Origin of the sequence: Dehalogenimonas alkenigignens (assembly GCF_001466665.1) — a bacterium.
GTDB lineage: Bacteria > Chloroflexota > Dehalococcoidia > Dehalococcoidales > Dehalococcoidaceae > Dehalogenimonas > Dehalogenimonas alkenigignens.
In genome coordinates, this window is record NZ_KQ758903.1 from 1653374 (window position 1) to 1676519 (window position 23146).

Here is a 23146-nt window from a genome sequence, read left to right on the forward strand (position 1 = left end):
AGTGGCATATTCACGCTGGTGTCATTAGTCTTATTTTTTACCTTACCTTGCATCCGGTTAGAAGCTCAGGATACAGTAGTCACGGGTGAAACTGCGCCATTAACAATAACTGACGTAACGGCGAATAATATTACCACCTCGGCTGCCACAATCACCTGGGAGACCAACAGTAACACCACATCACAAGTATTTTTTGATACCATATTGCACCCAGACGTCGCCGATTATAGATTTGCTACCACGCTCGACACTAACCACGTCACGATGCACACTGTGAGCTTAAACGGGCTCACTTCTAGCACTACTTACCATTATCGGGTAAAATCCGACCTTCCAGATACAACCCTATCTGTTATTTCAGACGATTATACCTTCACAACCACCCAGGCCTCAGGCGGCGGTGGAGGAGGCGGAGGCGGCGGCTTCGGATCTCAGCTCGTCGGCATCGGGCTTGCTGGCACCTCTCCGTGGATGGACGGCAACGGCAAGGCCATCACCGCCGGTACCGTGGCCACCCCGGACGGAACCCTCACCCTTAACATTCCCGTCGGCACCTTTGTCTGGAACGCCGCCGGCGCCGCCCAGCCGTTCCTATCGGCGGTACCGCTTGCCGATCCTCCGGCGAGCCCGGACAAGAACATACTGGTCTTTGCTTACGAAATGGGGCCGACCGGCGTCACCTTCAACCCGGCCATCTCGATGACCTTCAAGTACACCGATGCCCAGGTGCCGCCAGGGACCCGCGAAGTTGATCTGGTCATTGCCTGGTGGAACGGCTCCCAATGGGTGATGCTGACCGGCGTTGTCGATACCGAGGCCAACACCGTCACGGCAGCTGTCTCCCACTTCACAGCCTTCGCCCTGTTCGCTCCGGCGCCGCCGCCGCCCCCGCCGCCGACGCTTAAGATCAATACACCGGCGGCAGGCGCTTCCTTCGAGGCGGGAACCGTCAGCGTATCGATCAGCGCCGGCAACCTGAAACTCATCAGCGGCCAGAGCGCCAACATCCCCGGCGAAGGGCGGGCGATCTACTATCTCGATGTCAGCATACCGACAACACCGGGGCAGTCAGCGCTGACCGCGCCGGGGACTTACGTCGAGAGCGCCCTCACTTCCTACACCTGGAACAACCTGGCGCCCGGAACTCATACCATTGGCGTGCAACTGGTGCAGAACGACCGGACGCCGTTCAATCCGCCGGTCTATGCGTCAGTTTCGGTGACCATTGCCCAGCCGCCTCCTCCGACGACGACGGCGGCTATCCCGATTCCAACCGCTACCGTTGGACCAACACCGGAACCCGGATCCAACTTGATGCCCATCTTGATCGTTTCGGTCGTAGTGGCTCTAGCTCTCGGCGGGTTCCTGTACTGGAGACTGCGCCGGCCGGTGGGGTTGAAATACACTAACCGGTAATTACACGCCGTACCGCAAAAACAAGAGAGGGGGCTGATTGGTATCAGCCCCCTCTCACATATTGACTGTGATGGCAGGTCTTACTTGTATCCGCCGTGCTGGGCGCCGACAATGCTGTTGATGTTGTATGCCGGCAGCGACATATCCCACCACTTCTCTTTTTCCTCGCCTTCGACAACCCCGTATCCGAACGCCTCATGCATCGAGGCGAAGAAGCCGTTGAAAATGCCGATATTGGCCGAGGTGGCTTTCACGATGTCGTGCACCATCGCCCCTCGAGGGCTGTTGAAGACGCAGGACGGGAAGCAGCGCAGGCAGTTGTCAACCGTTCTCCGGTAGCCCCAGCAGGTGATCATGTCGGTCCAATAGGTCTTCCGGCCTGTTTTAAAGTAGTCTGACTCACCGGGTGTCGGCTTGTCCCATCCCAGGCCCGGCAGCGCTGGGTCCTTGGGAGTGATGGATGACGGGTAAGGTTCATAGGAAGGCTCCCGGTCGCCTTTATGCTCAATTGAGTTCGAGGGGCAGGCGTTGGCGCATTGGCCGCAGCTGTGGCAGAAGTTCCACATGCCGGCGTCAATGGGTTTGCTGGGCGCCAGCGGCAGATCGGTGATCAGGTGGAAGAAGCCGCACCAGGCGCCGAACTCCGGGCTGAGGGCCATGATGGTATGGCGCCCGTTCTCGGCCAGACCCTGAAGCACCGCGTCAGCGCCGGTGGGGATGGCGCGGTAGTTGGTGTCGCTGTAGCCGTGATAGCCGAGACCGCGCAGGAATTCCAGGGTGCAGTAGGTTACATGCTCATCCCGGCGATAGCGGCTGGTATTGGCGGCGCCCATAAGTTGAGAATGAGCCGTTTTAGCCATTTCCTGAGGCATGGGCATGGACCAGGTGACGATATAAAGGGGCACCTTGCTCGGCAGCACGTGCTTGCCGGTTTTTTCATCTACATAGCCGACAGGTACGTCTTCGAATACCTGGGGTTTGATAACGGTGTCCGGCGGGGGAAATTTCGGCGGGTAGAAAGCGGTCGAAACATTGTCGCCGTGGGTGCCGACCAGCTTCAGGTGATCGTCGTGGAGTTCGCCGAAAGACACATCGGAGGCACCGTAGGCGATCATCGCAGACCGAAGCATTTTGGCCGCCTCGTCGGCGGAGCCGGACCATTTTGGGACGCCAAGCTGCTCCGGCGTTGAGACACGCTGGTAACCCACGTAAGCTTTATTCGATGAGGGGCCGCCGGTAACCCGCCAGGAACCGAAACCGAATCCCAGCGGACCTTCCCAAACACCGGCCGCGGCGGAAAAAGCGACATCGCGGAGCTGGTATCCGGGCTCGTTATTCTTCAACCGCTCGGTCGTGCTGGGCAGGGTTTGAGCATTGTAATCCGACAAGCCGAAGTATCGGGCGACGATGGCGGCGGACTGGGTGCTGTGAAAGCCGTGATGCCGGGCCATCATCTGCCAGTCAATATCCACCGTTGGGTGATCCACTTCTTTTATCCACCAGGCTCGCTTCCGGGTGTTATTGGGGGCAGCGGATAGCTCATCTATGTCGTGAAACGCCGGAGCTACCGCTGAGGCGGCGCCGACAAGACCTAAACCTTTCATGAAATCCCTGCGGCTGAGTGTTGAATGAAACCTGCTCATTTTTCCCTCCTCTTATTGTTTTCCCAAGTCGTCATTGCATTACATTATTTATGACTTCGGCTTGAAAGCTACAGCATTTCCCGTTAACCGTAAATTCGTATTTCTACTGATTTATTTTTATTAATCCTCAAACCAATTCGTGTATTAATAATCATTAATATTGAAGAATTAACAAAGCCCAATATTGGGCTTAAAAAAGAAAAGCCCCTCAAATGAGGGGCTAATGATCAAGAGATTGGTAGCGGGGATAGGATTCGAACCTATGACCTTCGGGTTATGAGCCCGACGAGCTGCCACTGCTCCACCCCGCGCCGACCGAGATGGCTATTATCCCATTCCTAGCCTTCAGTGTCAATTCCGAAGGCCGGCGGCGCTGCCGCATTCGTTTGCCGAAAAATGGCCTGAAAGACTATAATTACCCGTCCCGCACATGAAATAGCAGGTTGGCCTGCCGCCCGGAAGGTAGAGATGGCCGCCGACTTAGGCTCCAGTTCAATTGAGATCCCGCGCCTGCTCGCTGGTTTCCGGCGTGACCGTTCGGCTTTAATTCCCTTGCTTCAGGCACTGCAGCAAGCCATCGGTTATTTGCCGGCGGAAGCTATCACTGCCGCCGCAGAACATCTCGGGCTGTCGGAAACAACGGTCTTCAGCGTGGCTTCTTTTTACACCCAATTCAAATTTCAGCCGCCAGGCCGGGACAAGATCAAGGTTTGCCGCGGCACCGCCTGCCATGTCGGCGGCGGCGAGAGGATCATAGCCGAGTTGCAGCGCGACCTCGGTATCAAGCCCGGGGAAACCACTCCCGGGGGGGAGTATTCGCTTGATACTGTCGCTTGTGTCGGCGCCTGCGCCCTGGCGCCGGTAGTCATCATCAACGACGAAATTTTCGGCCGCGCCTCCCCGAGGCAAATCATCGATGAACTGGCAAATCATAAACCGGGAGCCGGTTGCTCATGCCGGGATTAAACGCTTTCACCACGCTCCAGGCTGAAGCCAAGCGTTCCTGGCAGGAGCTGATAGAAAGCCGAACGCCTCATATCCTCATCGGCACAGCGACCTGCGGCAAAGTCTCCGGGGCAATGAGCGTCTACGAAGCGATAATCGCCACGCTCGAACGACTGGGCATTAAAGCCACGGTGACCCAGGTAGGCTGCTTCGGCATGTGCTATGCCGAACCTACTGTGGACATCGCCCTGCCGGGCCAACCGCGCATCAGCTACGGGTTCATGACGCCTGAAAAAGCCAGCCGTATCATCGAAGATTATATAATTCATCACAATCCGCGGCCTGACCTGGCTCTGTGTACAATAGGCGACGGCCGAATCGAAGGTATTACACCCTTCGATGACATGCCGATGCTCAAGGGGCAGCACCGTATCGCAATACGAAATTGCGGTCATATCAATCCGCTGCGCATCAATCATTATATCGCCCGCAACGGCTACGCCGGTTTGTCCCGCGCTCTTTCGACAATGACTCCCCAGTCGGTCATCGATGAGATTCTGAAATCCGGGCTGCGCGGGCGCGGTGGAGCCGGCTTTGCCACCGGTCAGAAATGGCAGTACTGCCGCGACGCTGCGGCCACGCCGAAATACGTGGTATGTAACGCCGATGAGGGCGATCCCGGCGCTTTCATGGACCGCTCCATCCTGGAAGGCGACCCTCATTCTGTTGTCGAAGGGCTGACGATCGCGGCCTACGCCATCGGCGCCGCCGAGGGTTTCATCTATGTCCGCGCTGAGTATCCCCTGGCGGTGACCACCATTAAACACGCCGTGGCGCAGGCTCGGGAGCACGGCTTGCTCGGACGGAATATCATGGGCTCAGGTTTCGATTTCGACATTCATATTAAAGAGGGCGCCGGCGCATTCGTCTGCGGCGAGGAAACGGCGCTGATGGCGAGTATTGAAGGCAAGCGGGGTCTGCCTCGTACCAGACCGCCTTTTCCTGCCAGTTCAGGGCTCTGGGGGAAACCCACCTGCATCAACAATGTCAAAACGCTGGCCATGGCAGCCTACATACTGGCCGAGGGCGCCGATAAGTTCGCCGCGATCGGAACAGAGAGAAGCAAAGGGACGTGCGTCTTCGCCCTGGCCGGGAACATCAATCACATGGGCCTGGTCGAGGTGCCGATGGGCACGCCGCTCTCAGAAGTCATCTACGGCATCGGCGGCGGCATCGCCGGGAGCAAACCGCTCAAGGCGGTACAGATCGGCGGCCCGTCGGGCGGCTGTCTGCCGGCGAATCTAATTTCAACCGGCCTTGATTACGAGTCTTTGGCAAAATCCGGCGCCATCATGGGCTCAGGCGGCTTGATCGTCATGGACGAAGGCAATTGCATGGTCGATGTCGCCCGATATTTTCTCTCGTTCGTTCAAGCCGAATCCTGCGGTAAATGCACACCCTGCCGGCTGGGAACCAGGCAGATGCTCGATATCCTGGAACGGATCACCCGGGGTGAAGGTCATCCGGCGGATATTGACAGGCTTCAAGAACTGGCCAAGCAGATAAAGATTTCATCATTATGCGCCCTCGGCGGGACGTCTCCCAATCCCGTCCTGACGACCCTAAAATATTTTCTCAGCGAATATGAAGCCCACATATTTGAAAGACGGTGTCCGGCCGGAGTCTGTAAAGCTCTGATCACCTATTCTATCGTGAGCGACAAATGCCCGGGCTGCCGCAAATGCGTCAAACCCTGCCCGGCCGGGGCGATAAGCTTCGTCGCCAAGGGGCAACCGGTGCTCCTGGACGAAAAACTGTGTAATCGGTGCGGGGTTTGCCGCGATGTGTGCAAATTGGGCGCGGTGGCCGTGTCATGATCAGGATAACCATTGATGCACGGGAGATCCGCGCTGCTGAAGGGCAAACCGTTTTAGAGGCGGCGCGTAAGGCCGGCATTTACGTCCCCACCCTGTGCTCCTCTCCAGATTTGAAACCCTACGGCGGCTGCCGCCTCTGCGTGGTTGAAATCGATCGAATGCGCGGCTTGCCCACTGCCTGCACCACACCGGTGGCTGAGGGGATGACCGTCCGCACCGACACCCCGGCGGTAAGAGACGCCCGCCTGGCAGTGCTGGACCTGATTCTGGCCGAGCATCCTTTAGACTGCCTGACCTGTGTCAAGAATCAGCGGTGTGAACTTCAACAGGTCACGGCGCGGCTCGGCTTTACCGAACGCCACCTGCCCCGCCGCAGCCGCGTCCAGGCGATCGATGATTCGAATCCTTTCTTCCGGCTTGACCGCAATTACTGCATCCTCTGCGCGCGGTGTACCCGCGCCTGCGATGAAATCTCAGGCAATAACGCTATCGAAATAACCGGCCGGGGTTACGATTCCAGGGTCGGCACCGCCGGCGACCGGCCAATTACCGAAACCAACTGCCGCAGTTGCGGCGAATGCGTCGTCCGCTGCCCCGTGGCGGCGCTGGCGCCCAGAATTGATACTATCCCGGATAATGAGCAAGCCACCATCTGCCCGTATTGCGGCGTCGGCTGCGGTTTGATCCTGAAAACCAGAGGCGCCAGGATTGTCAGCATTTCCGGCGACAGTTCGAATCCTGTCTCCAAAGGCCGGCTCTGCGTCAAAGGCCGTTACGGCGTTACGGGTTTTGTTCATCACCCGGACAGGCTTACAGGACCTCTGGTCAGGAAGAACGGCGTCTACACCCCGGTTCCCTGGGATGAAGCCCTGGAGACCGTCTGCTCACGGCTGGCGCAGTACAAACCTTCCGAGGTAGCGGTCATCTCGTCGGCCAAGGCCACCAACGAAGAGAATTACCTGATTCAAAAACTGGCCCGGGCGGTTCTGGAAACGAATTCAATCGACCACTGCGCCCGGCTTTGCCACGCGCCTACTGTAGCCGGGCTGGCCGCCGCTTTCGGCTCCGGGGCGATGACCAATTCCATCGGGGATTTGAAAAAAGCGGCGTGTTTTTTCATTATCGGCGCCAACACCTCGGAAAGCCACCCCATTATCGGCTTCGATCTGAAACAGGCAATTAAGAACGGAGCCCGGTTGATCGTCGCCAACCCGGCGCCAGTACCCCTGGCCAGCCGAGCCGACATCTACCTCCAGCACACTCCCGGCAGCGATGTCGTGCTCCTTTCTGCCATGTGCAAAGTGATCATCAGCGAAGGTTTGTTCGATCGTACGTTCATCGAGGAACGCACCGAGGGCTTTGAGGAACTTGCCGCCTCCCTGGCGGATTTCAGCCTGGACCAGGCCGCCGAGACATGCGGGGTGCCGCTAACGGATATCAAAGCGGCGGCCAGATTGTACGCCTCCAGCCAGCCGGCTGCCATTCTATATGCTATGGGAATTACCCAGCATTCTCACGGTACCGAAAATGTCCTGGCTGTTGCCAACCTGGCGATGCTGACAGGCAACATCGGCAAACCCGGCGGCGGGGTCAATCCCCTTCGCGGCCAGAACAACGTCCAGGGAGCCTGCGACATGGGAGCCCTGCCCGATGTCTATCCCGGTTACCAGAAGGTCGGCGATGCCGCCACCCGCCGCAAGTTCGAATCAGCCTGGGGGGTGAAATTGCCTTACCGGCGCGGTTTGACCGTGCCGGAGATACTGGATTCTATAGACCGGGGTAAAATCAAAGCTCTCTATATTGTCGGTGAAAACCTGATTCTATCCGAGCCGGATAGCGGGAGGGTACGGCAGGCGCTTTCAAAGCTCGAATTTCTGGCAATTCAGGATATCTTCATAACCGAAACCGCAGAACTGGCTCATGTAATACTGGCCGCGGCCAGCTTTGCTGAAAAAGAGGGAACCTTTACCAACACCGAACGGCGGGTACAGCGGCTCAGGCAAGCGATTCAGCCAGCCGGCGAATCCAGGCCGGACTGGTGGATTACCGCCGAATTGGGCAAACGTCTGGGCGGCAAGGGCTTTAATTACTCCGGGCCTGAACAGATTTTCAACGAGATGCGCGCCCTAACCCCGTCTTACAGCGGAATATCATATCACAGGCTGGAAAGCGGCGGCCTGCAGTGGCCCTGCCCGGATGAGGATCACCCCGGCACCCCGATCCTCCACGCGAAACAGTTCGCCCGCGGCAGGGGCATTTTTAAACCGGTCGGCTATCTTCCACCCGCTGAGCAGCCGGACGCTGATTTCCCTTTCATCCTGACCACCGGCCGCAGCCCGTATCACTTCCATACCGGGACGATGACCCGGCGGGTAACCGGCCTCAAGGCGCTTCAGCCGCGGGAAATTCTGGAGATCGCCTCGTCCGATGCCGCCCGTTTGGCAATATCCGCAGGCGATACGGTAAGGGTGACCTCCCGCAGGGGAGCGGTGACCGCCGAGGCGAGAATCAACCGCCGTTTGAAACCCGGAGTGGTGTTTATGAGCTTCCATTTCCCGGAGACAAACACCAATATCATAACCAGTCCGGCCTCAGATCCATCTTCCGGAACTCCGGAGTTGAAAGTGGCCGCGGTCCGCCTGGAAAAAGTGTAGAATGAATTGGTGAAACAGTATCTGGGCGTTGATATCATTGAAATTTCCCGCGTCGAAGAATCGGTCGCCCGCTGGGGAAACGGGTTCCTGGACCGCATTTTCACCCCGGTGGAAAAGGAACTCTATAATGATAAAATCGAATCTTTGGCGGCTCGCTTCGCGGCTAAAGAAGCCGTTGTCAAGGCGCTCGGCTGCCGGGAGATGATCTACCGGGATGTTGAAATCCTGTCTGAATCAGATGGCCGGCCGTCACTCAAGCTTCATGGCCGTGCTTTGACCATTGCGGGCAATCTCGGCATCACCGAATTCGCGGTCAGCCTGTCGCACGACCGCCAGAATGCCGTCGCCATCGTATCGGCCATCGTCTAAAAACAAAGGGGAGGCTCTACCGAGCCTCCCCGCTTTCAGCCGATTTTTCTAACGCTGAATTCTACTTTTTTACCAGGCCGATGACGAACAACACCGCGCCCAGTCCGACGGCCGCCCAAAAACCATAGACGCTGGCCCACAGGATGAGACTGCGGTTGGATTTGCCTTCCGCCACCGCTTCATCTACCGTTGCCTGGGTGAAGGTGCTTTCATTTATCAGCACCGGGATCAATGTAGCAGGCGCTACCTGCATCCGAACCGTGGTCTTGGTGGTGGTGTAAATAGGCGTTCCCGAGACCGGTTCAACTTTGATGGTGGTAGCTACGTCGACTTTCTGAGGAGCGCCGTTGGCCGCGTTAGGGTAAGCGTTGTCCTTGCTATCTATCTTGAATACGTATACCTTCAGTCCGTCGATTTCTTCTTCGCCGGCAAAGGCGGCGGGCAAGGCTGTGCCGGTGGTGGCTGACCAGAACTGATATGTTTCCTGTTTGGTATTGGCCGGGAAGGTGAATTGACCGGTGCGCGATTTGTCGCCGCCGGCTACGTTTTCCCGGGTTGTCCGGTCGATGGCATATGTTTCGGTTGAGTCAAGAGCGGCGAGTGCCGGATTGGCGGCGGAAAGCGGGGCGCCGTTAGCTGTCATGGTGAACTTGATGGTCTGCGCCACGATGAGAGCATCGGCATCATTGACATCGGTAGCCTTCAGAGTCCGGTCCATCTTCGTGCCGCCGGGTATAGCTACCAGCGAGCCGGTAGCTGGGTTCAATACCTGAACCGTACCCTCGAAATGATAGACCTTCTCGTAATCAGCCGGCAATTTTGCCATCCCGGGAAAGATAAGGTACAGCCAGACCAGTGCCAGGGCGATGACTGCGATTCCGGAAAACATCAGGCCGCGTTTTGCCATAGGTGCCCCTTTCATCCCTGAACAGGTTGAATATCTGTTCAAGATAATATAATGACGACCATATTAGGCCTAATATGTCTCACTGTCAAGACATTCAATGAACTGTCATTCAACACGTTCGATGAATCGGACGGCGGTCGGTTTGAAACCGGACGCCCGCGGATGGTATTCAATGAACAAAGCTGTCAATGCGCCCAGCGCTGCCGCGACGGCAGCCCCTTGCAACGCGGTGCTTAAGGCGCCGACGAACTGTTCGCGCATTACCTGGGCAATCATGTCCTGGACGAATGAAGGAGCGTTGCCGCTAAAGGCACCGTTCATTCCCCCGCGGCTGACGCCTTCTAAAATCGATTCTTTGGCCGCCTGAGGCATAAACGGGATGAGTTCAAAAAATGCCCGCAGGTTAGCCACCAGCTTGAACTGCATGATGGCCCCCAAAACCGAAACACCGAGCACCGCCCCGGTCTGCCGGAGCGACGTCAGAACGCCGGAAGCCGAACCGGATTTTTCAACCGGCGCCGACGCCATGACTACTGCCCCCAGGGGCGCCATGACCATTCCCAAGCCCAAACCGGCCGCCGCCAGCGGCAACGCCACCAGCGGCCACGCCGTGTCCAGGGTAATCTTGCTGAGTATTAAAAAAGAGCCGCTGACGAGAGCCAGAGCACCGGCCATGATCCACCGCATAGGGACGCGATCTGCCAGCCTCCCGGCGAAAGCCGATACTGCGGCAAGCGCCAGAGGCAACGGCAGTATCATCAACCCGGTGACCAATGGCGTAAACTGCCGCACCACCTGGAGATACATGACTATCAGAAAAACGACCCCGACCAGGCAGAACATCACCAGCAGCCCTAACGCATTGCCGGCGCTGAAGGAACGGCTGCGGAAGAGTGAAAGATTCACCAGCGGCGCAGGACTCCGGGACTCGGTGTGAATAAAAATGACGAAGGCTACCGCGCTGGCGCAAAATAAACCGACAATTATCGGCGACGTCCAACCCAGACCCTGCCCTTCCACCAGGGCAAAGGTGAGCGTTCCCAGCGCCGCTGATATAGCTAAAATGCCTCTAAGGTCGAGCTTCCGGCTGGCATTCGGTTCTTGAGATTCAGGAACCACCTTCAGTCCGGCATAAACCGCCGCCGCGCCTACCGGCAGATTCACCAAAAATATCGACGGCCAGCCGAAGGCGCCGACCAGCAGGCCGCCTAGAATCGGCCCGATGGCCGCGGCAGTCCCGGCCGCCGCGCCCCAGATGCCCATCGCCAGGCCTCGCTGGTTTTCCTGGAAGGTAACGTTGAGGATCGAAAGAGTCGCCGGCATCATCGCGGCGCCGCCGGCGGCCTGCAGCGCCCGGGCGCCTATCAGCCAGCCGACATCCGGCGCCAGACCGCACAGCGCCGATGCCACGGTGAACACGGAAATACCGCTGATAAACAATTTTTTCCGGCCTATAACATCTCCCAGCCTCCCCATTGGTATCAGCAGGACGGCGAATACAAGAATATAGGCGTTCAGCACCCATTCGCCCGCGGCAAAAGAGGTGTAGAAATCATCGATGATATTCGGCAGGGCGATATTGACGATGGTGACATCGAGATTGACGATGAAAACCGCCGAAGCGACAACCGCGAGTATCTTCCATCTTTGGTCGGGCTTCCGAACGGGACTGCCTGATATGTGGTGTTGCATGAACCGCCATTCTATCGACGAGGCTGGTATTATGTCAAGAATACGAACAGAAATTAACCGTTAATACAGTCGAAAACACGGGTAAAAAGCGTTTAATTCACCCGCCCGACATGTTAGAATAGCGTCATCGTTGAATTGAAGTACCAGGAGATATATGTCCGGACATTCAAAATGGGCTACCATAAAACACCAGAAGGGCGCTGCCGACGCCAAGCGGGGCCAGCTCTTTACCAAGCTGTCCCGCGAAATTATTTTCGCCGCCAAAGAAGGCGGGCCCGACCCGGACATGAATGCCCGGTTACGCCTGGCGGTGCAGAAAGCCAAAGACGCGCGCATGCCCTCGGACAATATCGAGCGGGCCATCAAAAAAGGCTCAGGTCAGCTTGAGGGGGAGATCCTAACCGAACTCAATCTGGAAGGCTACGGGCCGGGTGGTGTGGCGGTACTGGTGCAGGGAGTATCCGACAACCGCAACCGCACTATCGCCGATGTCCGCCACATTTTCACCAAAGCCGGAGGCGCCCTGGGCGAAGCCGGCTGCGTGTCGTGGATTTTTGAAACCAAGGGCAGCATCGTCGTCAAAGGCGGCGGCCGCGATCCGGATGAACTGACGCTCGAAGCCATCGACGCCGGAGCCGACGACGTCAAAATCGACGAAGACGTACTGGAAATTCTCACTACTCCCGATCAGTTGGAAAAAGTAAGGAAAGCGCTCGAAGCCAAGAAGATCCCGGTCGAGAGCGCCGGCATTGAAAAGCATCCCAAAACCCTGGTTGAGCTTGATGAAGAGACGGCGTTACAGGTTCTCAAGCTGCTGTCCAACCTTGAAGATCTGGATGACGTCCAAAACGTTTATTCTAACGCTGACTTTGATCCCGGCGTAATTGATAAATTCCAGGCTTGACCCTGATACCTTCAAAAAATAAGACGAGGAGCGACGCCGGCTCGCGTCATGACTGATGAGAATTCTGGGTATTGACCCCGGCACCAGGCACCTCGGGTATGGCATTATTGATTCCAGCGGACCGGAAACCACGTTTGTTTCATGCGGCGTGATTAACTGCCGTGAAGCTTTGGCCATGACCGACCGGCTGGTCCGCCTTTACGAGGAGCTGGGTAAAGTCATCAGGGAATTCAGGCCGGACTGCGCCGCCGTTGAGAGCCCGTTTTTTTCGGAAAACGCCCGCTCGGCGATGGCCATCGGCAAAGCCCAGGCTGTTGCCATTCTGGCCGCAGCCAATGCCGGTCTTTCGGTTTTCGAGTACCCTCCGGCAAAAATCAAAGCCCGCATCTCGGGATTCGGTGCTTCTGCCAAGGATCAGGTCGCCCGTATGGTCGCTTTGCAATTGGGCATGACGGAAGCTCCTGCCTCCGCTGATGCCGCAGATGCCCTGGCTTGCGCGCTGTGCCACATACAAGAAGTACAAACCGCGGCCGTGTTTGAGCGTCGTTCTGACTGAGCCCGCCGCCGGATCTTGAACCACTTCGAAGGCCGGATTAAAAATTAGTCCTGAATTAACTCCTGGATGCGGCGATTATCAAGTTAGCCCAGAAACAGGCTACAATCTATTCAAGGTACAGTGATGACGCAGCCGACCAGGCTCTATGGCACTTCATGGTGCCCCCATACCCGCCGGTCGCGAGGCATTCTCGATCGGAATCGGATCGACTATTCCTGGCTGGATATTGAATCGGACCGGGAGGCTTGCGCTTTCGTCGAAAGAGTCAACCGCGGCAATCGCAGCGTGCCCACCATCGTTTTCCCCGACGGTTCGATAATGGTCGAACCGGACGATGACGAACTGGTTGCCAAGTGCCGAACTTTTACCAAATTTGATTAACCTCTGTGGAGACGGAGGACCAGCCACATAGCGCGAGACCAATAAACAGGGGGAATGACCCGATGAATAAAATTGCAGCCAGATTCGCTTCGGTGATAATCGGTGTTTTTCTGTTCATGTCATCTGCGATTCCCGCCGGGGCGATACAGAACGGCGAGTTTGATTTCAATGAGCACCCGTATGTTTGCCTGGTGGTCTTTTATGATCAGGCCGGCCGGCCGCTGTGGCGTACCACGGGATCACTGCTGTCCCCCACGGTGGTATTAACCGCCGGTCACGGCACTTCTGGTACCTCAACCGCTAGAGTTTGGTTCCTGAACCGGATCACCGCTGGTTCAGGATACCCTAACGGAGGAGGTATCAACGCTTACGCGGGCGTACCCAGGACGATCGAAGGCTACTCCAGCCAGAATTCGGGAGGACTGCCGCGATTTGACTATCACGATGTCGGATTGGTGATTCTAAACTCACCGGTGCCGGCACGTGTCGTTTCCCAATACGCGGCGCTGCCGGCTGAGGGTTTGATTGACACCCTGCCGATGATGTCAGCGGTGGATCTAGTGGGATACGGGGTCACTTCTCAAGAGAAAGGAAAAGGCATCGCTCCGGCTGATTCATGGCTTTGGGACCGGCAGAGGAACAGCGCTCCGGCCAGCCTCGTCACATCAAACGGCGTTCTGAATTCCGAATTCCTGAAAATAACAGCTAACCCGGCGAAAAACCGCGGCGGGGCGACTTTCGGCGATTCCGGCGGCCCGGTGCTCTTTGCCGGAACGAACGTCATTCTGGGCATCAATTCGTTTGTCACCAACCCTAACTGCGACGGGGTCACTTATGCGCAGCGGTTGGATCTGCCGGACATTCTCGACTGGATCCATGAGTTTCTGGACCCATCCGGATAACCGTTCGGCATGGAGGCATAGCCCGGCCTTTGCCCCGGCTAGACTCCCAGGAACACGACGGGAATAGCCACGGCCAGCACGCCTAAAATCAGAACGATATTCTTATACAGTGCGTATCGGGACTGGTAACCCTTGACAATTTCAGGATCGTAGTATTTATCCAGCCCTTCCTCCTGGTACATTTTTACCAGGCCTTCAGTCAGTTTCACCCGCCGTTCCGCTCCTTTTGACAATGCCCGAACGACCATCACATCGAAGACTATCGTCACGCCGAGGAGTATCAAAAACGCCGCCAACAGGCTGAAGTTCATCTCGGTGGAGGTAGTATAAGACCCGTCCGGGCGGTAATCATATCTCGTTGACCAGGCGCCCGCCGCAAACGCCATGTTTGCCAGCATGAAGACCACGTTCAGTAAAATGGCTACTACCACTGTTGTTTTATCTGTTTTGGTCGTCTGCTCCAATTCGGCTGATATTTCGCCATGCAGTCGGTCTTTCATTTCCGCTCCTGATTCAATCGGTTCAATAAACGATTGAGAGGGTAAACCCTCTCAATCGCAGGCTAACGCGTCCTAGACGAACCTTAGTATTCAACAACCCGGGGCAGTTCTTTGGCCTGTTTAACCCAGTCCGCAACCGCCGCGGGATACGGCATCCGGCGGACCAGTTTCTTCTGCTCATTGACTTCAACCAGCTTCAGCATCAGGTTGTCCGGCTTGCGCTGGGCCAATTCCTTGACGGTATCAACGCCCGCGGCTTCCAGCAGGTCGCTGAACTCTTCACCAATGCCTTTAACTCGGAATAAGTCAGCCCGGTTGACCCATTCAAGGATTGAGGCTTCACTGATGCCGGTCCTTTCAGCCAGGTCCTTGCGTCCCTTCCGGCTGGCGCCTTTCTCAAGCAGGACCTCTACAGTTTTTACCCCGGCCATATTCAGTTTTTCGGTATATTTGGCTCCGATGCCTTCAATCTTTGCTATGTTCGCCATAATTCCTCCTAACCTTTTGTACGCAATTGCTAAAGTCCAGAGGTACAATTAGGACATTTTTTAGCTTTAACCGGAATAGAAGTCGCGCAGTACGGGCAGTCTTTAGTTGTCGGTGCGGCTGAAACCGCAGCGGCTTCCTTGGCCTTTTGTTTGGCAGCCATCTGATTCAAAGGCCGAACGATAAAGAAGAAAATGGCCGCGGCGACAATGAGAAATGAAATCAGGGCATTGATAAAGACACCATAATTGATAGTCACCGCACCCGCGGCTTTGGCAGCGGCTAATGAATCGTATGGAGCTGAGGTCGCCCCTTCTTTCAACACCACGAACAGGTTGCCGAAATCAACATTGCCAAGAAGTAAACCGATCGGAGGCATCAAAACATCTGAAACAAACGAGTTAACGATTGCCCCAAAGGCCGCGCCTATTACTATGCCTACCGCCAGATCGACAACGTTGCCACGCATGATGAAGGTCTTGAATTCTTTGAGCATACCCCTCCTTTCAAACCAAGAGTTAGTTCAATACTACTCTCAAACTTATAGTAAAACAAGATATACTATCCTAACTTAAACTCACTAGACCCCGCATTTTCTCTAATACGTCAAACGAAGAAAATGGGAGTATAATTTTGGAGTGATAGAAAGATCACCAGCGACAATTGATGAATTTGTGAGAGGATTTCCTGCTGCCACGCAGGAAATCCTCAAGAAGTTGAGGCGGCTCATCGGCAAACTTGCCCCGGAAGCCACCGAGGCGATTGTCTACGGCATACCTACATTCCGGCTAAACGGCAACCTGGTCCATTTTTCCGCCTTGAAAAATCATATCGGGTTTTATCCGACACCTTCAGCCATTGAAGCTTTCAAGGAAGAACTTAAGGCCTACGCCACCTCAAAAGGCGCCGTTCAGTTCCCTCTCGATCAACCCATTCCCTATGACCTTATCGAGCGGATGGTGCAATTCAGAGTCAGCGAACAGCGCAAGAAGGCTGTTTAGCATTCAGTCAGAGCGATTTGATGGAACCTTCCGACGCCGAGAATATCTGCCTGTGCCGGATATGCCCGTCTTACGTCGAGTGCGGTGAACCGACCGCTTTTTGCCTCGGCACCAACCCCAGTAAATGCATCAATGCTGAAGCCGGCTGCCTGTGTCTCGGCTGCCCGCTTTGGGTTAAAAAGGCTTTCCGGCACGTTTACTTCTGTACTCGAGGGGCGGAAATTGCTCAATGAAAGCCCCGGCGATTGACCGACGGCGTCTTCTAACGTATAATTGTTTAAGTGACAGGGCTGTTCAACCGGCTGACTGACACGCCGCGCGAGGAATGCGGCGTCTTTGGTATATACGCCCCTGCCGAAGAAGTTTCCCGCATCTCATTCTTTGCTCTCTTTGCCCTTCAACACCGCGGCCAGGAATCCGCCGGAATAGCTACCGCCGACGGCTACACCATACGCTCCTATTCCAGAATGGGACTGGTATCCCAGGTCTTCTCGGAATCAGCCTTATCACAGCTGACCGGTCACATGGCGATCGGCCACAATCGCTACTCCACTTCGGGTTCCAGCATCTCCTGCAACGCCCAGCCGGTAGTTGTCGGTGAAGGCGAGAGGCAGATTGCGCTGGCTCACAACGGCAATATCACCAACGCGCTCGCTCTGCGCCGGGAACTTGATGATCTTGGCTACACCTTCAAAGGCAGCACCGATTCCGAGGTCATAGCCAATCTTATATCATCGGCTCCGTTTTACGACATGGAAGAGCGGATTCGTTACGCCATGGGCCGGCTGCAAGGCGCTTACTCTATAACGATGCTGACCAGGGAAACCCTGTACGCTTTCCGGGACCCACTGGGTGTCCGGCCGCTGTGCCTGGGTAAACTCGGCGACTCCGGCTGGGTAGTCGCCTCAGAGACATGCGCCCTGGGGCATATCGGCGCTGATTTTATCCGAGAGATAGAACCGGGAGAGATCGTCCGCATCGATCCCAACGGTGTTGAAAGTTTCAAAGAAGATTCCGGCCGCCGGGCACTCTGTATTTTTGAATACATCTATTTTGCCCGGCCGGACAGCATCATGAATAACCGGCTGCTCTACACCGCCCGCCAGGCAATGGGCGCGGAGCTCGCCAAAGAACACCCGGTGGAAGCTGACCTGGTGGTAGGCGTGCCGGACTCCGCCACTGCCGCCGGCGCCGGCTATGCCCTGGCAAGCGGCATCCCGCCGGCTGAAGGTCTCATCAAGAACCGCTATATGGGCCGGACATTCATCGAACCAACCCAGCGTATCCGCGACCTTGGGGTCAAACTCAAATTCAATCCTCTCCAGTCGGTGCTGGAAGGCAAGCGGGTGGTACTGGTGGACGATTCGATCGTCCGGGGTACCACAACCCCGCAGGTCATTAAACTGCTGCGCAAGGCTGGAGCCAAAGAAGTCCATATGCGCGTTTGCGCCCCGCCCATCCGCCACCCCTGTTTCTTCGGCGTGGATATGGCCACCCGGCGTGAACTCATCGCCGCCCGGATGACCGTTCCGGATATCAAGAATTATATCGGTGCGGACTCGCTGGGTTACCTGTCGGTGGAGGGATTAATCCGCGCCGTGGGCGCCCCCAAGGAAAACTTCTGCCTTGCTTGCTTCACCGGTGATTATCCGGTGCCGGTGCAGCTGGAACTGGACAAGCTAGCCCTGGAGGACAGCACGCAAATACGGCTGCCGGAGAGCTTTTCCCGCTCGATGGATGCCGAGGAAATTCCGGCCGTCAGTCTTTAACGCTCGTTGAGCTGATCTCCGCTCCAGGCGGTTTCCTCTTCTTCCATGCATCCTTCACAGTACTATCTTTACAACAGCGCCCAGACGCCTTTGACATTTGCCCATTTTTCCACCGGTATATTGACGTAAGGGGTATAATCTCATCAGGTATTTGGATGGTTCTGACCTTTCTTTCCGGTAGCTTCCGGAGGCAGTATGATCAAAGTGATGATAGGGTTTCACAAAAAGCCGGACAGCGATATTCAACCTGTACTGCAAAAACTCCGTTCTTTCGCCATGACTTTTCAAGGTTTTAAAGGTATGGAGAGTCTCGAAAGCGACGAAGGAGGCTCGATCATCGTCATGGAGTTCAACTGGGAAAGCCTGGACCATTGGAAAGCCTGGAAAGCTTCACAGGTACAGAAACAAATCCTGGAAGATGCCGCCGGTTTACTGCTGGACCGCCCTAAGATGAGCGTTTATAAAGTGGTGCCTCTGAGCGGCTGGCCGACGGGAGGTTCGTTGCCTTGATCTCCACCGAGTACGCGCCGCGGTCGGCAAACCGGATTTAGCCTGGCCGCACATGGGTTGCATTTTGTTTGAAAACCAAACAGGCGCCTCTTAAAGAGGCGCCTGTTTTTGTTCCATAAGGCAGCGCTGCTTTAGTGCACCGAACAGGAGATACAGGGGTCGTATGCACGCACCAGCATTTCCAGGGTGTGCCTGATTTCATCCACCGGCTTGTCCAGGATGGCCGGGGCTAAAGCGTCGAAATCATGCTGGATAGAGGCGTGGTTCTGGCCGGTAGGGATGATGCAGTTAGCCGAGACAATCTCACCGGCATCGTTATAAGTGTAGTCATGGATGAGCATGCCGCGCGGCGCTTCGACGATACCCACGCCGCGGCCGGCGCGAGGCTTTACCTTGACCTCTTCATCATGCAGACCCCGTGCCAGCAGCCTGTCGATGATGTTGATGGCATCTTCAACGCAGTGAACCGTTTCCACCGCCTGGGCAACAGAGATGAAGAAGGGATTGTGGATGGGGGCTTTCATGCCCAGGGAAGCAGCCGCTTTTTTGGCGCGAGGCAGCAGTTGTTCCGAACTCAGGTTGAAGCGAGCCAGCGCGCCGACCTGATATGACGCCCGCGCATGCCTGGTATATTTAGCCGAGGACTGAGGCACGCAGAACTCGTTGGTGATCTTCTGGTAGTCCTCCAGCGGAAAGGTGCCGCCGTCGGAGGAGGCGATCTTGCCGGTGATAAAAGCGTACTCCTTGGAATCCTTGAGCGCTACGTATTCGGTGGGACGGTTGAAGTTGGGGATCATCGGGGCGAGCGATTTAACGACGGCCACCATGGTTTCGGCGTCGTCCAGGCACTTGACCAGTCTCTCGCGGACATCACGCAGGGCGTCGGCGTCGGGAAGCTTGCTCCAGCCGCCGACAATGGGAGTGATGGGGTGGGTCTTCCGGCCGGCCAGTATCTCGGCCAGGTTATAGGCCAGCTTTTTCATCCTGACGGCCATGACGATAACATCACCGTGGGTCGCGACAAGCGGGATGACCGAGTCTGCGCCAAGGAAATCCGGGGCGATAAGGAAAAGCACGTGCAGAACATGACTCTCGAGCAGTTCGGCATCGTAAAGCAGCTTCCTGAGGAGCCAGGCTTGCTCCGTCAGTTTGATACCAAAGGCGGCTTCGGTAGCCTGGAGCGACGCGGTAGTATGGGCGATTGAGCAGATGCCGCAAATACGCGATGAGATGGTGGAGACGTCGTCATAGTTGCGGCCCTTAAGCATCCATTCAAAGAAGCGGGGGGATTCGGTAACTTCCCAGAGGACCTTTTCAAGCTTGCCGTCTGAAGCCTCCAGGTGGATGTTGCCGTGTCCCTCGACGCGAGTAAGCTGGTTGACCTTGATCTTTATTTCTGGCACTGCGATACCTCCGAATAGGAGTTGTAGATTTTAAAGCGCTCGAGAATCTGGTCAAGCGTCAGACCGTAGCGGGCAAGGACGTCCTTGGCCGAGTTAGTGTTGGGGTCATCTACCAGACCGCGACAGCCCCAGCAGAAGCGTCCGGATGATACGCACAGGGCGTCACAGCCGGCGCGGGTTACCGGGCCGATGCAGGTGCCCCCCCGCTGAAAGACGCAGACGTTACCGGCGATGCGGCACTCGGTGCAGACGGGGTAATTGGGAATATCCGGCCGTTTGCCTAAAAGGGCTGCTTTGACCACTTTGAGAAATTCTGAAGTCGTCGGGGGGCAGCCGCGAATATAGGCGTCCACCGGTACGACGGCGCTGACCGGCCGGGCTGGAATGGTGTTGTAATATGAAGCACATTCACCGTAAACGCCCTTTAACAATTCGTCAGCAGTATAGGCGTTCTTCAAGCAGTTGACGCCGCCGGTACAGGCGCAGGCGCCCAGGGCGACGAGAACCTTGGCCTGCTTGCGGATGGCCTCGATCCGGGGTATTTCCGACTCCTTGGTGATGGAACCCTCGATAAAGGCGATGTCGTAGTCATCCGACCGGTCAGTCTTGACCTCGCGGAAGTTGACGATGTCCACCGCGCCGAGGAGCCCCAGCACCTCGCCGACATCCAAGTTTAAAGCGTCAAGCTGGCAGCCTTCGCAGGAGGTGAAGTCAAAAAAGGCGACTTTAGGTTTCATTTAGATAGCCTCCCTTAGAGTCCGCAGCCGGGTCAGGTTGAATACCGGACCCTCCTGGCAGACGTATACACCATTGATCTGGCAATTGCCGCACTTGCCGACGCCGCACTTCATCTTGCGCTCCAGGGAAACGATGATGTTGTCGTCGGCCAGGTCGCGTTTTTTAAGCTCGTTGATGACAAAGCGGTACATGATCGGCGGGCCGACCACCACAGTGACCGTTTTCTTCGGGTCGAACTGAACCTTGGGGATTAGGGTGGTGATGACGCCGACATTGCCTGTCCAGCTTTCATCGCCTTTGTCAACAGTCTCCATAAAGGTCACATCCGGCGCTTTCGACCATTCCGCCATCTCGCCGGCAAAGACGCGCTCCGCCGGCGACCGGGCGCCGAAAAGGAGATTGATCTTGCCGTAGTTCTCACGTTTGTCCAGGACATATTGAATGAGCGATCGCAGCGGGAAGATGCCGATGCCCCCAGCGATGAAGAGCAGGTCTTTTCCTTCCATCTGCTCCAGGGGGAAGCCGTTGCCGAATGGCCCCCGGATGCCGACGGGGGCGCCGGCTTCCATGCGGTGCAGAGCACCGGTAACGTTGCCGACGTTGCGCACAGCGACTTCGAAGGTGTGGTCCCGGGTAGGGGATGAGGTCAGCGAGATGGGCGACTCGCCGATGCCAAAGACGTACACTTCAACGAACTGCCCGGGCCGGTGGCCCAGCTTGTGACCGTCTTTTAGCCTGAATTCAAATAAAGTTTCGCGACTGGAAAGAGGAGTTGTCTTTACGATACTGGCCAGGTGCGGAAGATAAAGTTCCGGCTGCGGCCGGGTATTGGTGATGGTGCGCCGGGCTTTTTCCCGTGCCGTTTCCGAGGCGGCAATGGCATTGTAGGCCTCCAGGGGCGAGGCGATCTCAGCCAGGCAGGTGACAGAACAGCGGCCGCAGCCGACACAGCCGAATTTCCCGTAGCGGTCCAGGATATATTTACCTTTATGGTACATCCGGTGGCGGAACCGGGAAACTTTATCGCCGCGGAAGTTGGCGCCGGCGGCCACCCGGGAAAAATCCACCAGCATGCAGCCGTCCGGCTTTCTGATCCTTTCGCCGTCTGTCAAATTGAGGGAGACATCGTCCTGGACATCAAAACAAAAGCAGGTTGGGCAGACCATAATGCAGGAACCGCAGTTGAGGCAGGTCTCCGACCGCATCTTCCAGTAAGGATTGTCGTAATTGTTTTCCAGGAGGTTGGGTATCTTGTCCCGGGACATATCTAAAAAGAGGCGGTATTTAGACAGCGCCTCATCTCTGACCTGTTTCTGACGGGCGGTCTCGGCGACGGTCGGTTCGCGTACTTGAGCATATTTAGCCAGCACCTGAGCGCCGGCCTCTGATCCCACGGTCACCATATACGAAGAGTTGCCGATATCAGTCAGCAGCAGGTCGTAGCCGCTTTCCGCGGTATAAGAACCCATGCTGGGGGCGAACGAAGACGGCAGGGGAGTCAGCACATCCACACCGATAATCAGCGTGTTCTGGCGGCGCGCCGCATAATTGGGATCAGGATTGCCGGTCATGAAAACTTCATCGAGGAGGTTGATAGCGTTGATATCATCCGGGTGGACGCCGATAAGGACGCGGGGTGTGGTGTCTGTCACCGGGGTGATTTCCGGAGTGGGACCAAGCTTGTAGCGCAGGATTGTCTCGCAGGCGGGGATGAAGAAAGCGGTGGGCGGGTTGACGGTGACGTCGTAATCCAGCGCCAGGTCATCGAAATTCTTGACCTTATCGTAAACAAATTTACCCTGCCTGGCCCTGACACCGATGGCTTCTCTCTCTTTAATAAGGCTATTGACTAAATTCTTGAGACTGTCGCGGGAAATGACGAAAGTGGCCTGGTAGGAAATCCTGGCAGGAGTCTGTTTGGCTTTAATTTGGACGTGAACCGTTTTCTGCTTGCTGGCTGACTTGATGGTGTCTTTTACCAGTTTTTCCAGGTCCTGGGGCGAAAAAGGCTTCACCAGGTAGTCCACCGCGCCCTGCTTCAGCGCTTCAGTGGCTGATTCGACAGACGGGTGGTCGGTGGTAACTATCGCCTGGAGCCAGGGACGCTTCACCTTGACTTCCCGCAGCACGCCCAGTCCGTGTTTACCGGGCAGTCGCATATCCAGCAGCATGACGCTGAAGTCCTGGTTGTCAATCAGCGACAGCGCTTCCTCGCCGGTGGCGGCGGTGGCAACCTTGAAACCCGCGCCCTTGAGCCAGGCGGCGGTTTCGCGGGACGCGGGATCGGAGTCAACGATGAGTACTGAGTTTTCCGGCATGAACTCCCCCCTTTATGGCGGATTATCCGGCGAGGCCGCCGGTACTATTTTGAGACTAACAATAAAAAGGCGAGATGAGTATATCATAAGTATTAGTACTTGACTAGCATAACAGGCCGCGAAATCATTCGTATATCTGAAATTCTTTGAGACAATGAATATATATTTCTAATGA

At 56.3% G+C, this 23146-nt stretch carries 22 protein-coding genes and 1 tRNA gene; 13 read left to right on the forward strand and 10 right to left on the reverse strand.

What is annotated here, in order from left to right:
* Nucleotides 1–18: 18 nt before the first annotated feature.
* Nucleotides 19–1416: a fibronectin type III domain-containing protein gene (locus DEALK_RS10005; RefSeq protein WP_338032948.1), complete on the forward strand. Its 1398-nt coding sequence runs from the start codon at nucleotides 19–21 to the stop codon at nucleotides 1414–1416.
* A gap of 80 nt (nucleotides 1417–1496) precedes the next feature.
* Here DEALK_RS10005 and DEALK_RS08615 read toward each other — a convergent pair whose 3' ends face one another.
* Together DEALK_RS08615 and DEALK_RS08620 are read right to left on the reverse strand one after the other, a co-directional pair.
* Complete coding sequence (locus DEALK_RS08615) at nucleotides 1497–3059, reverse strand: reductive dehalogenase (RefSeq protein WP_058439820.1); 1563 nt, start codon at nucleotides 3057–3059, stop codon at nucleotides 1497–1499.
* A gap of 236 nt (nucleotides 3060–3295) precedes the next feature.
* Nucleotides 3296–3370 (reverse strand) — tRNA-Met (locus DEALK_RS08620).
* A gap of 157 nt (nucleotides 3371–3527) precedes the next feature.
* On the opposite strand from DEALK_RS08620, the gene nuoE reads away from it, so the two are divergent.
* From nuoE to acpS, 4 genes are read left to right on the forward strand one after another with little or no spacing between them, the layout of a single operon-like run.
* Nucleotides 3528–4025: an NADH-quinone oxidoreductase subunit NuoE gene (gene nuoE / locus DEALK_RS08625; protein WP_058439821.1), complete on the forward strand. Its 498-nt coding sequence runs from the start codon at nucleotides 3528–3530 to the stop codon at nucleotides 4023–4025.
* Entirely contained in the window at nucleotides 4013–5881 is a 1869-nt protein-coding gene (nuoF, locus tag DEALK_RS08630; RefSeq protein ID WP_058439822.1) for an NADH-quinone oxidoreductase subunit NuoF, read from the forward strand. Before nuoE ends, nuoF begins: the two co-directional genes overlap by 13 nt.
* Entirely contained in the window at nucleotides 5878–8535 is a 2658-nt protein-coding gene (gene fdhF / locus DEALK_RS08635) for a formate dehydrogenase subunit alpha (protein ID WP_058439823.1), read from the forward strand. Before nuoF ends, fdhF begins: the two co-directional genes overlap by 4 nt.
* A gap of 9 nt (nucleotides 8536–8544) precedes the next feature.
* Nucleotides 8545–8904, forward strand: a complete 360-nt coding sequence (acpS, locus tag DEALK_RS08640; protein ID WP_058440111.1) for a holo-ACP synthase — start codon at nucleotides 8545–8547, stop codon at nucleotides 8902–8904.
* Between the two features lie 61 nt (nucleotides 8905–8965).
* On the opposite strand, the gene DEALK_RS08645 is transcribed toward acpS, so the two are convergent.
* Together DEALK_RS08645 and DEALK_RS08650 are read right to left on the reverse strand one after the other, a co-directional pair.
* Nucleotides 8966–9811, reverse strand: a complete 846-nt coding sequence (locus tag DEALK_RS08645; protein WP_058439824.1) for a porin PorA family protein — start codon at nucleotides 9809–9811, stop codon at nucleotides 8966–8968.
* A gap of 105 nt (nucleotides 9812–9916) precedes the next feature.
* On the reverse strand, nucleotides 9917–11503 hold the full coding sequence (locus DEALK_RS08650) for an MFS transporter (RefSeq protein WP_058439825.1): 1587 nt from the start codon (nucleotides 11501–11503) through the stop codon (nucleotides 9917–9919).
* A 154-nt stretch (nucleotides 11504–11657) separates the two neighbouring features.
* Between DEALK_RS08650 and DEALK_RS08655 the strand changes: the two genes are divergently transcribed.
* From DEALK_RS08655 to DEALK_RS08670, 4 genes are all read left to right on the forward strand, one after another.
* A complete protein-coding gene (locus DEALK_RS08655; protein WP_058439826.1) occupies nucleotides 11658–12407 on the forward strand; it encodes a YebC/PmpR family DNA-binding transcriptional regulator in 750 nt (249 codons plus the stop codon).
* Nucleotides 12408–12462: 55 nt separating this feature from the next.
* Nucleotides 12463–12963: a crossover junction endodeoxyribonuclease RuvC gene (ruvC, locus tag DEALK_RS08660; protein WP_058439827.1), complete on the forward strand. Its 501-nt coding sequence runs from the start codon at nucleotides 12463–12465 to the stop codon at nucleotides 12961–12963.
* A gap of 123 nt (nucleotides 12964–13086) precedes the next feature.
* Complete coding sequence (locus DEALK_RS08665; RefSeq protein ID WP_058439828.1) at nucleotides 13087–13344, forward strand: glutaredoxin domain-containing protein; 258 nt, start codon at nucleotides 13087–13089, stop codon at nucleotides 13342–13344.
* Nucleotides 13345–13406: 62 nt separating this feature from the next.
* On the forward strand, nucleotides 13407–14246 hold the full coding sequence (locus DEALK_RS08670) for a trypsin-like serine protease (protein WP_058439829.1): 840 nt from the start codon (nucleotides 13407–13409) through the stop codon (nucleotides 14244–14246).
* Nucleotides 14247–14284: 38 nt separating this feature from the next.
* On the opposite strand, the gene DEALK_RS08675 is transcribed toward DEALK_RS08670, so the two are convergent.
* The 3 genes from DEALK_RS08675 to mscL all read right to left on the reverse strand — a co-directional run bounded on the left by DEALK_RS08675 (nucleotide 14285) and on the right by mscL (nucleotide 15728).
* On the reverse strand, nucleotides 14285–14746 hold the full coding sequence (locus tag DEALK_RS08675) for a hypothetical protein (RefSeq protein ID WP_058439830.1): 462 nt from the start codon (nucleotides 14744–14746) through the stop codon (nucleotides 14285–14287).
* Nucleotides 14747–14829: 83 nt separating this feature from the next.
* Complete coding sequence (locus DEALK_RS08680) at nucleotides 14830–15234, reverse strand: DUF4332 domain-containing protein (protein ID WP_058439831.1); 405 nt, start codon at nucleotides 15232–15234, stop codon at nucleotides 14830–14832.
* A 29-nt stretch (nucleotides 15235–15263) separates the two neighbouring features.
* Complete coding sequence (mscL, locus tag DEALK_RS08685) at nucleotides 15264–15728, reverse strand: large conductance mechanosensitive channel protein MscL (protein WP_058439832.1); 465 nt, start codon at nucleotides 15726–15728, stop codon at nucleotides 15264–15266.
* A gap of 178 nt (nucleotides 15729–15906) precedes the next feature.
* Between mscL and DEALK_RS08690 the strand changes: the two genes are divergently transcribed.
* The 4 genes from DEALK_RS08690 (at nucleotide 15907) to DEALK_RS08705 (ending at nucleotide 18512) form a co-directional block, all read left to right on the forward strand.
* Nucleotides 15907–16233, forward strand: a complete 327-nt coding sequence (locus tag DEALK_RS08690) for an iron chaperone (RefSeq protein ID WP_240608346.1) — start codon at nucleotides 15907–15909, stop codon at nucleotides 16231–16233.
* Nucleotides 16234–16253: 20 nt separating this feature from the next.
* The gene (locus DEALK_RS08695; protein ID WP_058439833.1) at nucleotides 16254–16466 is read left to right on the forward strand and encodes a DUF2769 domain-containing protein; all 213 of its coding nucleotides are present in this window, start codon (nucleotides 16254–16256) and stop codon (nucleotides 16464–16466) included.
* Between the two features lie 48 nt (nucleotides 16467–16514).
* Nucleotides 16515–18002, forward strand: coding sequence for an amidophosphoribosyltransferase (purF, locus tag DEALK_RS08700; protein ID WP_083496430.1), 1488 nt, complete (start codon nucleotides 16515–16517; stop codon nucleotides 18000–18002).
* A gap of 195 nt (nucleotides 18003–18197) precedes the next feature.
* On the forward strand, nucleotides 18198–18512 hold the full coding sequence (locus tag DEALK_RS08705; RefSeq protein WP_058439834.1) for an antibiotic biosynthesis monooxygenase family protein: 315 nt from the start codon (nucleotides 18198–18200) through the stop codon (nucleotides 18510–18512).
* A 131-nt stretch (nucleotides 18513–18643) separates the two neighbouring features.
* On the opposite strand, the gene DEALK_RS08710 is transcribed toward DEALK_RS08705, so the two are convergent.
* The 3 genes from DEALK_RS08710 to DEALK_RS09860 are packed head-to-tail and all read right to left on the reverse strand — an operon-like array spanning nucleotide 18644 to nucleotide 22971.
* Nucleotides 18644–19915 (reverse strand): Ni/Fe hydrogenase subunit alpha, encoded by a 1272-nt coding sequence (locus DEALK_RS08710; RefSeq protein WP_058439835.1) that lies wholly within the window; start codon nucleotides 19913–19915, stop codon nucleotides 18644–18646.
* Nucleotides 19903–20652 carry an NADH-quinone oxidoreductase subunit B family protein gene (locus DEALK_RS08715; protein ID WP_058439836.1) on the reverse strand — a complete coding sequence of 250 codons (750 nt, stop codon included), beginning with the start codon at nucleotides 20650–20652 and terminating at the stop codon, nucleotides 19903–19905. Before DEALK_RS08715 ends, DEALK_RS08710 begins: the two co-directional genes overlap by 13 nt.
* Nucleotides 20653–22971, reverse strand: coding sequence for a 4Fe-4S dicluster domain-containing protein (locus DEALK_RS09860; RefSeq protein WP_083496431.1), 2319 nt, complete (start codon nucleotides 22969–22971; stop codon nucleotides 20653–20655).
* Between the last annotated feature and the right edge of the window lie 175 nt (nucleotides 22972–23146).